The following is a 12,576-nucleotide window of genomic DNA, read 5'->3' on the forward strand; positions in this document are numbered from 1 at the left end:
TTTTGGGTTAGATAATACTCAATGTCGCATTTTCATCAGCCCGGGGTAAAGCCTTAGATAAACCTGGAGCGCTATGGGTTTTTTCCCGTATAACTCATGCAGAGCACTGCTATTAAGGAATGCACTGAATTGCCCTCCCAGCGCAAGGCGTGTTTTCCGAATATTCAACAAGTCATATGTAGCGCCGGCGGAAATTGCATTGACGGGGAAAAGCGTAGCCTCCCCGTATTTGGCCGGATCAAGGTTAAGTTCCTCGACCGCTTTCTGGACCCATTCGTACCGGGTAAATACTTCCGCTTTCTTCAAACGTAGCGCCCCTTCGAGTAGGAATGCGTTTTCACCCTCATGCCCGGCTGTTTTATTAAGTCCCCATAACGTTGTGACATTCAGCCAGTTGTCATTTCGCATGGGCAGGCTGTAAATTGCGGAAGCTGTAGTGCGATTTACGTCTTCGTCCGGATGCAGGAGCTCCGGGCTTTTGATGAATCCGTGGGAAGCTTGGAAAGCCCAGTTCGGTGATGGATTGAACGACAGTCGCCCGCTCCAGGAGTCGAAGCGCATCTTGTCGAAGTTGTACCTGTTTTCGTCGGGTTCTCGCCCGGTAAAAAGAGACCCCTCGACCTTGAACTTATCCAGTCTGACGCCGAGCGTCGCCACGCCGAAGGTAATATGGGTGCCGTCGTTCCAGTGGTGGCTGATCGGAGCGTCCGGGTACGAAAGTGCGGATGGGCGATGCATAAAGGCTACGGAGCCAATGGCCGGCTCCCCGGGATATCCGAAATACGCGAACGCATCCACCTTTTTGGAGAAGGCATAAGAGTAGCTGACGGAAAGCTCCGAAAAGAGGTCGTGGGGGTGTTGCCGATCTACGAGCGGTTGTCCCTCCCAGCTTTCCCCGGACTGGAAAAGCAGCGGGTAGCCGCTACCGCCTTCGGTAATGCGATCCAGGGAGATCATTACATTATAATGGAACAGGCCTTTTCTGCCGACCTTTCGCTGCGCCATCATCATAAACCAATTTGGGGCATCGAATTTTTCATCGCCGCGGGAACCTTTGTTTCCGACATCCTGGTCGGTGTATCGGAGAAAAAGGTTACCATGGACCATATACATCCACTTTTTGGAGTGGAACATATAACCGTACATAGGGGATGCGTCGGGCAGCCACCCTGTACCTGAACCGTTTCGATTCATAGGGAGATTTAACGAAAACGCATGGCTCATGGGTACGTCCGAAGGCATTTCCATGCTGTCCTGCATTTTGTGCATGTCGTGCATGGAGGTATCCTTCACTGCTTTATTCGGGGCCGGCATTTCTTTTGGCGGCTTTTCAGGCTTTTTGGGTGGAGATTTATGCTGCTCGTGTTGCGCGCGCAATACCCCTGAAATGGTTATCAGTACCAGCAAAATGAATAATTTCTTTTTCATACCTCAATTTTTCCTGTGTTGGAATCCCATCCCGGTAAGCAGTAGATAAGGCGGTAATTTTTTAAAAGCAGATATATCACCGGATGGCTTTTTTATTCACCTTTTGAATGGAACAGCATATCGTCCCTTCACCACCAAAGGTGGCATTTAGGTGATCGCTCAAATACGAAAGTTTTGAAATCGTAGAAATAGCGGGAGTTCAATAGGTGGTGGATGGTGGGGAATGTCGGGAGCGGAAATTTCAGACGAAAAAGAGATTGGTGCGGTGTCGTATATTAAAATGATATTTGCCTGTGCGTGGGCCGCGATAAGCGTCGCAAAATACGTAGAAACGTGGCTATCTTCTGAGCGGGGGCTGGCTATCGTTACATCTTTACAACATCCGCTGTTTAGCCCGGTGTGTATTTCCATCCCGCATTTGCCACATGGGCCGTCACGAGTAAAGATCAGGCTTACACTTTGCAACTCGCCCATGCAATAATGCTGGTATACGGTTATTCCACCCGTATATACAAGGTAGAATATTGCCAGTATAACATTATTTATGCGTTTCATGTGGAAAGTCTCTGACCTCCACGCCGAAAAACTATACCACTCTCAATGAGATGCGCTATTTTTAATCAATAGTCATAAGTTTACCTATAATTTATTGAAAATTAACGAATTGTCTGTTTGGGTTAGGGTATTAACGGTGAGCTGAAAAAGAAAAAGAGAGAGGAACATTTTCTACGAAATGGGGCTGGCGTGCTGTACGGGATTACTTACAGCAGCTTTTCTTTCTTACAAAGAGGAATTTCAGTACGGAGATCATGATGTTTTTTATCGATGCCATAGCTGCAAATATACAAAAATAAAAACGGGCAGCATTTTGAGCTGCCCGTGGGTTGGTTCTTATGCCAATGTTTCTGCCTTGTAACCTGCTTTCTCTACTGCCTTTTTTATATCTTCTTTGCCAGCTTTCTCAGTTGAAACTGTTAATACTTTATCCGGGCTTTGGAGATCGACTTCCCAGTTTTCCTTGCCGGCGAGTTCGTCCAGGAAGGGGGTTACCGTAGCAATGCAACCGGAGCATTTGATGTTCGTTTTAAATTGTACTGTTTCCATTGTATATCCTTTTAAGTATGTCGTTGCCTGTTTGATGATGTAAAATTACGATGTCTCGCCGGGGTACCTGTTATACAATTGCTACTATGATTTACAATATTCCATCGCTGCGCGTCAGTCAATTTCCACGGTAACGTCGCCGGTGACCGGGTAACTTTGGCATAATAGGATCAGCCCTGATTCCACGTCGGATTTTCTGAGTGCGAAGTTGTTCGCCATACTTACCTGGCCGGAGGTGAGCCGCGCCGTGCAGATGCCGCAAGTGCCTGATTTGCAGGAATAAGGAAGCGGTATCCGGTCTTCAAGCGCCGCAGTCAGGATTGTTTTTCCAGCCTGCACCTCCAGGAGGTTCGACTGATCGAAAAAATGAAGTAGGACTTCCTGCATTTCGATGGGTGGAACAACGGAGATGCTGTTTTCATCAGGCGCAAACCACTCGGTAAACACCTGCTGCTCGGGTATTTGTTGCGACGTCAGCACATCTTGGTGCAATCGCATCAGTTCCACCGGGCCGCAAATAAAGAAATGGGCAGCTTCCAACGGGCTCGGGACCGACATTTTTAACATCTTTTTCACGGCGAGCTTATTGATACGGCCACGAAACAGTGCCGCTCCATGGATCGATGTCAGGCTTCCGGGCTGGGAAACCGCATAATGGATAGATACCCGTTCTTTATGCTGGTAGGCCCAATCTTCTATTTTACCCCGGAAGATAATTTCATGCGGTGTGCGGTTGGAATAGATGAGCGTAACATGAGTGTCGTTACTCCCGGAAATAATGGAGCGGGCAATTGAAAACAAAGGCGTTATACCGCTGCCCCCTGCAAGGAGCACCACATGGCCCGCATGGAATGCTTCAGCAGGCGGTGTAAATGATCCGTAAGGACCGGATACCTGCCAGCGAGAGATGCTATCGGCCTGGTCGACGATGTAATTGCTCATGATGCCGCCGGTCACCCGTTTCACGGTAATGGCGGGATGGGCGTCTTCCTCTTGTACGGAGCTTAGGGAATACGACCGGGTGATAGCTTGTCCGTCGATCTGCAATGTCAGATTGATGAATTGCCCCGGTTTGTAATGGAAGGGTTCAATTCCCGAATCGAAGACCACCGTAATTGCCGATTCAGTTTCGCGGACAATTGCGGTGGTGCCCCATGTATATGATGTCATGCTTATTTCTAAGATTTAGAAACGTATTCTGAATATTATAAATTGGTTGCTTTCAGGCGCAAGCTATTGCTGACAACGCTCACCGAGCTCAGTGCCATTGCGGCCCCTGCGATCATCGGATCCAGCAAGAATCCGTTTACAGGATAAAGGAGCCCAGCTGCGATGGGAATTCCGATAACGTTATAGATGAACGCCCAGAACAGGTTTTGTTTGATCGTGCTCACCGTTTTACGAGAGAGTTTGAGCGCTTTGGGAATGCTGTTCAGATCGGAAGTGATGAGTGTCATTTTCGCAACATCCATGGCGATGTCGGAGCCTTTGCCCATGGCTATGCTGACGTCGGCCTGGGCAAGCGCCTGGGAGTCGTTGATGCCGTCGCCTACCATGGCAACCACTTTGCCTGCCTGCTGCAGTTCCTTTACGAATTCGGATTTGTAAGCCGGTAAAACTTCCGCCTTGAACGTGGTAATACCTACCTGTCTGGCTACTGCGGCGGCAGTATGTTGATTATCGCCAGTGAGCATGTAAACTTCAATGCCGCTCTTACGGAGTGCCGAGATAGCTTCAGCAGAGGTGGTCTTTATTTTGTCCGCGATAGCGATGACGGCCAGCAATGAATTGTTGGATGCAAAATAAATGACCGTTTTGGCTTCCTCCTGGAGAGATCCGGCCTGATATGCCAGTTGGGGCGGAATTGCGACGTTTTTCGCGTCCATCAGCCTTTTGTTGCCGACATAAAATCCGGTTCCTTCATAGCTACCTTTTACGCCTTGGCCGGTAAGGCTCTCAAAGCCTTGCAGCGCGGCAGGTTGAATGCGATCTTCTTTCAGATATGCTACCACGGCTTCCGCCAGCGGGTGCTCGGATTGTTGTTCCAACGCAAGCAGTACGCTGGCATGAACGGGGCCATTGCTCCAAACCATATCGGTAACGACAGGTTTGCCCTCAGTAATGGTGCCGGTCTTGTCCAGGATTACGGCATTTACCTTATGGGCCAGTTCCAGGCTTTCGGCGTCTTTAATAAGGATATTGTTTTCAGCGCCTTTTCCAACGCCTACCATAATGGCCGTCGGGGTCGCCAGACCCAGTGCGCAGGGGCAGGCAATTACGAGAACAGTTACCGAAGTGAGGAGCGCGTGCGTAAACGCATTATCACCACCGAGCACCATCCAGGAAATGAACGTCAGGATGGCAATGCCTATGACTACCGGGACGAAGACGCCGGCGATCTTGTCGACCAGCTTCTGCACCGGCGCCTTGCTGCCCTGGGCTTCCTGTACCATTTTGATGATCTGTGCCAGAAGCGTGTCCGTACCAACTTTTTCAGCCTTAAACTGGAAACTGCCTTTTTGATTGATCGTTCCTGCGAAAACCGCGTCTCCGCTCTTTTTCGCTACGGGAACCGGTTCTCCCGTGATCATGCTCTCGTCGACGTAGGACTCACCACCGGCAACCTTCCCATCTACGGGGATCTTTTCTCCGGGCTTTACCAGCAGGAGGTCATTCACTTTCACGCTGGCGATTGGTACTTCACGGGTGTTTCCGTCCGGATCTACCATCAGTACTGTTTTAGGCTGCAGGCCGATGAGTTTCTTGATGGCAGAGGACGTATTGGATTTGGCTTTTTCCTCCAGGAGCTTGCCCAGAGAGATGAAAGCGATCACTACCGCGGCGGCCTCGAAGTAAACGTGGGCATGAAGTCCGCGCTGGTGCCAGAATTCGGGATATATCGTGTTGAACGCACTGAAAAGCCAGGCAATACCCGTGCTTAACGCTACGAGAGTATCCATGTTGGCTTTCCTGTTCTGCGCTTGTTTCCAGGCGTTGACGAAAAAATTTCGACCGAAGAAGAAAACTACCGGGGTGGCCAGCACCATCATGATCCAGTTGCCGTAGGGCATATCCATGAAGAACATGCCGATAATTACGATGGGCAACGACAGGATGGATGACCATATTGTACGTTGTTTTACTTCCCGGTAGTGGCGTTGCTGGGCTTCTTCCTTTACTTCGTCCTGATTTTCGAGATCAATAACGAGGTCGTATCCGATTGCGCGAACTGCGCTTTGAAGTTCTTCGTGGGTAACTGCACCCTTTCCATATTGCACCCAGGCAGATTGGTTGGCGAAATTTACGCCGGCATCCTGTACGCCAGGTACGGATTTAAGCATGGATTCCACACTGATGGCGCAAGCCGCGCACGTCATTTCCAGGACGGGAAAGGTTTCCTTTATCGTTCCGGCGCTTTTTCTATCGGAGGTAGCCACTGGTCTTGCTGTTATCGTTGTTGACATTTTCCTGATTTTCAACAAAATTACGCCAGAAGACCGGGGCGGTTATTACACTATATCCGGAGATTTGTATATAATTCCTCAGTTGGCTGGCTTGCCTTTGCCAGAAAGCGACTGCTTATTTTGCCGAATTTTCTGGAAGTGAGAAGGGGGCAACCCTGTATTCGCTTTGAACTGCCGGGACAGATGGCCTATGCTGCTGAACCCGAGATTGTAGGCAATATTTGTGAGGGAATCGTCGGTATACACGAGGAATTCCTTGATTTTCTCAATACGAAATTCTATAATGTATTTCTCCAGGGTTATTCCTTCCACCTCTGAAAAGATGGAGCTGAGCGTGGTAAATTCCTTATTCAGTTTTTTCGCGAGCGTCTCAGAGAATTTGAACTTCGCGGGGAAATCATAGGATCCGGAGTACACCTGTTCCACGATCTTCTTGATGTCTCGCGCTAGCTTGGTTTTCTTGTCTTCCAGAAGCGAAAATCCCAGTGGGGCCAATTTTTCGCTGAGGGCGGCAATATCGGGAGCGGACAATGCGGATACCGTGGTGATTTCTCCCAAACTGATGTTAGTGACAGGGATATTCAACTCCCGCAAAACCTGGCGGATGGAGTGAATACACCTTTCGCAGACCATACCCTTTATGAAAATTTTGTATGTGCTATGCATAAAGCCAAATATTTGAACTTATGCAAAGGTGAGGCAAGGTTCAGGAAGAACTGTTATATAATTTTGGCGAACGATTATAAAATTATCAGGATTTTACTTTATCCAGCGGTTTCCGTTGGTTTTCCTGGGACTGTTTGAACTGCGACGTGGTAAGGCCGGTAACTTTTTTGAATTGCTGGGAAAGGTACTGGATACTGCTGTAGCCGAGTTTTTCCGCTATTTCGCCTACCGAGAGCTCGTTGTAGGTAAGCAATTCCTTGGCTCTCTCGATGCGCTGGAGGATTACGTATTTTTCAATTGTCGTGCCTTCAACCGTAGAAAAGAGGTTTGAGAGCTGGGTGTATTCCATCCCCGTTTTTTCCTGGAGGAAGACGGAGAGTTTCTGGGATAGCTCTACTTCGTCCACGCTGTGAATCAGTTGTATTACGATATTTTTTACTCTTTCGACCGTGGTACTTTTTTTATCATCCAGCAGCTCGAACCCCAGTTGCTGAAGCCGGGCCTTCAAAACCGGCAATTTTTCTTCAGCGACCGGAGCGGAAATGGTTACTTCTCCCAGTTGGATGTCTTCAAATGGGATTTCGGTTTCTTCGAGCAGCTGGCGAACGACCATGATGCAGCGGTCGCAAACCATGTTTTTAATAAATACTACCATCATTGAAGGTTAATAAGGCGCATTATAATGTTATTTGTGCTTCAAAAGTAAAGATAAAAGTTGATGTGGCGTATATCAAGCGAGTTCAACAGGAAGTTGCGGAGGCGCGGGTAGACAAGAGCGCTACGCGCGCGTATAAGCTTAACCGTTTATTAGAATGGTTGAAAAGGAAACGCAATGCTCAAAATTCATAAGCGCAGCCGGGCGAGTTAGCGCGGCTGTTTAAATTATATGTTATGGTAGCAAATGCCTGAAGGAGCTTCCAGATTACTGAAATTATCTTGAAATATTTACCCAAAGTGGCGCCGGGCCAGGGGAAATATGCAATACAATAGATTATTCGCATCTTCATCCGTTCATGGAATACGGCAGAGATATTCCTGTTGGAAGAGTTTAAGGTATTACTTCTCGACCATTCTGCCGGGATTTTTGGCCAAACTTCGGTCGGCAAAGGTGGCAGGTTGATCGTAATAGTTGAATTGTTCGGCGTTTTGTTGAAAGTGAAATTGTGGGCATTAATTGATTGAAGGCGAGAATGTAGGTTTTGGGCATTTTGGGGCAAAACAGGCGAAATCCGTTAAGGTTTCGCTTGTTTTGTATTAGAATTTCATCCTCTGAATACGAACGGCGTTCAGAATCGCCAGCAGTGCCACACCTACATCTGCGAAAACCGCCTCCCACATAGTGGCTAATCCACCAGCACCGAGAATCAGCACGATAGCCTTCACCCCAAACGCCAGGGCAATATTTTGCCAAACCACGCGGTTCGTGGCGCGGCCGATCTTCATGGCGATGGGGATGCGGGAAGGCTGATCGGTCTGGATCACCACGTCCGCCGTTTCGATGGCTGCGTCGCTGCCCACCCCACCCATGGCGATTCCCACGTCGCTGAGCGCGAGTACGGGGGCATCGTTGATACCGTCGCCCACGAACGCGATAACGGCGCCGGGCTCCTTTTTGATTTGCTCCACTTTCTCCACCTTGTTTTCCGGCAAAAGGTCGCCGAAAGCGCGGTCAATTTTGAGGACTGCGGCCACTTTATCAACTACGGCCTGCTTGTCGCCGCTGAGCATGGTTGTCTGAACATTCATTTCGTGCAATGCCTGCACGGCCTCCTGCGCATCTTCCTTCAGCTCGTCGGCAATGGTGATATATCCGGCAAACTTTCCATCGACGCCTACCATTACAACGGTATCGGTGATCGCTGTCGCTTCCGGCGGAATGGGGATCCCTAACTTCTGCATGAACTTTCCATTTCCTGCTGCGACCATCTTCCCACCGATCGTACCCTTCAGACCATGTCCGCTGATTTCCTCCAGCGCATCCACGGTCTGGCCGTCAGCGTCCTTTCCGGCGTGCTCCACAACCGCGGCCGCAATGGGATGGGTTGATTTGCTTTCCAGCGCAGCGGCCAGCGGCAGCCAGGTTCCTTCCGGCAGGTCGAAGCTGCGGACTTCCTGCACCCGGAAAACACCCTTCGTCAGCGTTCCGGTCTTATCCATCACCACGCGGTTCACTTTGGTAATGAGGTCGAGGTAGTTGGAGCCCTTGAACAGAATACCCTTACGGGAAGCGGCGCCGATACCACCGAAGTAGCCGAGCGGTATGGAGATCACCAGCGCACAGGGGCACGAAATCACCAGGAAGATCAAAGCCCGGTACAGCCAGTCGTTGAATACATAATTATCGACGAAGAAATACGGCAAGAGCGTGATGCCTATGGCTAGGAAAACCACGATGGGCGTGTAAACCCGCGCGAACTTGCGGATAAACTGTTCCGTCTTCGCTTTCCGCGTGGTAGCCTCCTGGACCATCGTAAGAATGCGCGCCAGGGAGCTGTCATTGAACAATTTCGTGACTTGCAGCTCTACGACTTTTTCCTGATTTATCATACCTGCCAGCACGGTTTCCCCTTTGCGGAATGAAGAGGGTTTGCTTTCGCCCGTCAGCGCGGCAGTGTTAAAAGAACTGCCATCGTTGAGGATAACTCCATCCAGCGGCACCTTTTCACCTACCTTGATCTGGATCGTATCGCCCACTTTTACGGCCGTAGGGCGCATGGATTTGTATTTACCGTCCACGAGCACCATTGCGGTATCGGGGCGAATGTCCAGTAACGCCTTGATGCTGCGCTTCGCCCGGCTAACAGCAGCGCCCTGAAAGAGCTCACCGACGGTATAAAAGAGCATGACAGCCACGCCTTCCGGATATTCCCCGATATAGAAGGCGCCCAGGGTGGCGATGGTCATCAATACGAATTCAGTGAACACATCACCTTTGAAAAGCAACCGGATGCCGTGCATGGCTACCGGCCACCCAACCGGCAGATATGCTATGCCATACCATACCAGCCGCACCCAGCCCGTAAAAAAAGACGGTTTGATGAAGTTATCGGCCGCAAGCCCGGCCATGAGCATCACGAAGCTGATGATTGCGGGCAAATACTCCCGCCACGGGGACGAGCCCGCCGGTGCTGGTGCGTGATCGTGCTCTTCTTCATCCTCCACTTCCTCGCCGGTTCCTTCCGGCTGATGGGTATGTACATTGGCGGCGGTGGATTTTGTTTTCAAGCCTTGCCGCTCTATCTCCTTCAAGATGGTTTCCTTATTGGTCGCGTTCCTGTCGAATTCGATGCGGATGTTGCCCGTGGCGGAAACGGAAACATCCACGATGCCGTTCACCTTTTTCAGTTGACTTTCCACCACGGCCGCTTCGATCATTTCCCGGATCGCCTCGACCTCGATCACCAGGTGGCCGTACTTCCGCGAAACGGATGCGCCTGCTTCCTGGGCGAATTGTTGGATTTGCTCCAGCGAGATTTCGTCCGGATCGAAATGGAAGCAAAGCCTGGCGCCGTTCTGCGTATCCGCAGGTACAACGTGCGCTTTTTCGATGCCTTTATGCTGCTGCATGGCGGCGATGACGCGCTGCACGCAAGCATCCCTTTCATCCGGAACTTCCGGCAAAACCAAATCCAGATCGATCTTGATTTTTTCCATATGAGGGCTTTATATCGGCGGCGCCCGACTTCACGAGCGCCGCCGGAGTTAAATCATCAGGTTTTACAGGCGCAGCTTCAGGCCGCCGTTTACGACGAAGCCATCCAGCGGCGCGTAAATATCCCGGAAAACGGGATTGGTAACGGTGCCGGTGTAAATCGAATCGAAACGTGTCTGCCGGGTGTCGAGGAAGTTCTCGAAATTCACGAACAGGGAGAACTTTTCCCAGATCTTCTCAGCCATGAATCCGCAAATCCAGTACGGTTTGCCGGTTTTGCCGTCGCTCAGCTGCTGCTTGCTGTAGTAGTAGCCTTCCAGTCCGAACTTCCATTTTTCTTCGATCTCGTACATCAAAACATTGTTGAGCCGGTGGCGGGAAGTCAGGTAGTTTTCCCGTTTGATGCCGTTTTCGTTGATCTGCGCGTCGGTGAACGTATAACCGATGAACAGTTTGAGATCGTCGAAGCTCACTTTTACGTTAGTTTCCCATCCTTTTGTATCAATATGGCCTTCTGCATTGACGAGCCGGTAGAGATTACCGGGGGCGCTGGTCAGCAGCAGCGGGTCGTTGATCCGGGTGTAAAAGAACAGCTGGTTCACGCTGAGGCTAACCTTTCCGTCCGCGAAGCCGGTCCGGTAGTTCAGGTCGAAATTGGCGCCGTAGGACCGTTCCAGTTTGTTATCGTCCGAATTGATCGGCAACACGGAATGATACCGGAGCCTTTCCGTTTCTTCGGTGAAAATGGTCGGCGTTTTATACCCCAATCCGCCGCCGATCCGCGACGAGAACTTCGGCGAGAACTTGAACAGCACGGAAGCCCGCGGGAGGAGCACAAAGCCGTAGTCGACCACGTAGTCACCGCGGAGCCCGGTTTCCAGATGAACTGCCTCGCTGGCCTTCCAGGTGTTTTGCACGAATGCGCCGACGGTGTTCTGATCGTAGTTCCGGAGCGGGATGGTATCAGTTTTGGCCTCTTTGAAGTTGTCGGTGTAAACGTTGACCCCGGCAACCCATTCGGAACGCTCCCGATGCCGGCTGTAGGCCGCTTCCGTGTAGGATGACCATTGCGTGCCATCGAATACATAACCCGGGATGCTGAGCTTTCGTTTAAAATTATTCACGGAATTTTTCACGGTCAGACTGCTGTTTTCGCTGAAATCGTGATCGAATGCCAGCTGGGTGCTGTACCGTTGGGTCTTGTTTTTCTCGAAATAGGAATGCGTAGCGTCCCCGCGGCCTTTGATATACTGAATATCGCCGCCGGTGCGGTCTTCGAGGGTGGCGTTTACGCCAAAGTTCAGACGGGTACGTGGGTTGAAGTACAGGAACAGCTTCGGGTTGATGTTATACCTTTCAAACTTGGGTATCGCAGTGAAACCCGTGTTTGATGGATCGTAGGGCCGGTTGCTGTTGCGGGATGCGAACACCGTCAGGCCCACTTTCTCGAACTTCTGCCCATAAAACCCGCTCACGTCCAGCCCGCCGGCGGACGTGCCGTTCACCTGGAACCGGAGATCCCGTTCTTCGGTCGGCGTCCGGGAAATGAGGTTGACCAGGCCGGCGATGGCACCACCGCCGTAGAGCGTGGAGGCCGAGCCCTTGATTACCTCTACCTGTTTAAGGTCGAGCGGCGGCGTCTGCAGGAGGCCCAGACCACCGGAGAACCCGGCATACAGCGGGAAACCATCTTTGAGGATTTGGGTATATCGCCCGTCGAGCCCCTGGATGCGGATGCTGGAGTTGGCGGAAGTCGCGGAAACCTGCTGCGTCTGGATGCCGGTGCTTTCATTGAGCATCATGCGGATGTCGCCGGGTTTCATGTTGCCTTTTTCTTCCAGTTCCTCCCCGGCAATGAATTCCACGCGGGTCGGAATATTCTGGATGGTGCGGGTGCTTCGGGTGGATGTGATCACCACTTCCTCGATCTCCTCGGATTCTTCTTCAAGCAGGATGGTTAGGGTGTCGGTACCGCGCGGGAACACCAGCGTGTCGATAATCGTTTCAAAACCCACAAAGCTGAACGCGACAGCCTGCCGGCCGTCAGGGATGTTCCGGAGGATGGCGATGCCGTCTTCACCGGATTTCGCGCCGAGCGAAGTTCCAGGAAGGGCAACCGTGGCGCCGGTCAGAGGCACTTTACTGTCTGCTTCCAGGATGCGCGCGATCAGTACGTTTTGTGCATTGCATATATAGCTGATACAGGCTAACAAGCCCGTAAATACGATTCTTTTCATAATGGTTTATAGTATGATAAAACAG

At 50.9% G+C, this 12,576-nt stretch carries 9 protein-coding genes; all 9 read right to left on the reverse strand.

Annotated elements, in window-relative coordinates; genetic code table 11:
- Positions 1–18: 18 nt before the first annotated feature.
- A complete protein-coding gene (locus EJ361_RS20895) occupies positions 19–1,428 on the reverse strand; it encodes a hypothetical protein (protein WP_126247945.1) in 1,410 nt (469 codons plus the stop codon).
- Between the two features lie 159 nt (positions 1,429–1,587).
- Complete coding sequence (locus EJ361_RS26215) at positions 1,588–1,983, reverse strand: HYC_CC_PP family protein (RefSeq protein WP_404980229.1); 396 nt, start codon at positions 1,981–1,983, stop codon at positions 1,588–1,590.
- A gap of 336 nt (positions 1,984–2,319) precedes the next feature.
- Entirely contained in the window at positions 2,320–2,532 is a 213-nt protein-coding gene (locus tag EJ361_RS20900) for a heavy-metal-associated domain-containing protein (RefSeq protein WP_126247947.1), read from the reverse strand.
- A 114-nt stretch (positions 2,533–2,646) separates the two neighbouring features.
- Positions 2,647–3,702: a ferredoxin--NADP reductase gene (locus tag EJ361_RS20905; protein ID WP_126247949.1), complete on the reverse strand. Its 1,056-nt coding sequence runs from the start codon at positions 3,700–3,702 to the stop codon at positions 2,647–2,649.
- A 35-nt stretch (positions 3,703–3,737) separates the two neighbouring features.
- Positions 3,738–5,996, reverse strand: a complete 2,259-nt coding sequence (locus EJ361_RS20910) for a heavy metal translocating P-type ATPase (RefSeq protein WP_126247951.1) — start codon at positions 5,994–5,996, stop codon at positions 3,738–3,740.
- Between the two features lie 78 nt (positions 5,997–6,074).
- A complete protein-coding gene (locus EJ361_RS20915) occupies positions 6,075–6,662 on the reverse strand; it encodes a helix-turn-helix domain-containing protein (protein WP_126247953.1) in 588 nt (195 codons plus the stop codon).
- 85 nt (positions 6,663–6,747) lie between these two features.
- Positions 6,748–7,320 (reverse strand): helix-turn-helix domain-containing protein, encoded by a 573-nt coding sequence (locus tag EJ361_RS20920; protein WP_126247955.1) that lies wholly within the window; start codon positions 7,318–7,320, stop codon positions 6,748–6,750.
- 596 nt (positions 7,321–7,916) lie between these two features.
- Positions 7,917–10,316 carry a heavy metal translocating P-type ATPase gene (locus EJ361_RS20925; protein ID WP_240646696.1) on the reverse strand — a complete coding sequence of 800 codons (2,400 nt, stop codon included), beginning with the start codon at positions 10,314–10,316 and terminating at the stop codon, positions 7,917–7,919.
- Between the two features lie 63 nt (positions 10,317–10,379).
- Positions 10,380–12,551, reverse strand: a complete 2,172-nt coding sequence (locus EJ361_RS20930; protein WP_126247957.1) for a TonB-dependent receptor — start codon at positions 12,549–12,551, stop codon at positions 10,380–10,382.
- Positions 12,552–12,576 lie beyond the last annotated feature (25 nt).

It is taken from the genome of Chitinophaga rhizosphaerae (assembly GCF_003958645.1).
GTDB classification, from domain to species: domain Bacteria; phylum Bacteroidota; class Bacteroidia; order Chitinophagales; family Chitinophagaceae; genus Chitinophaga; species Chitinophaga rhizosphaerae.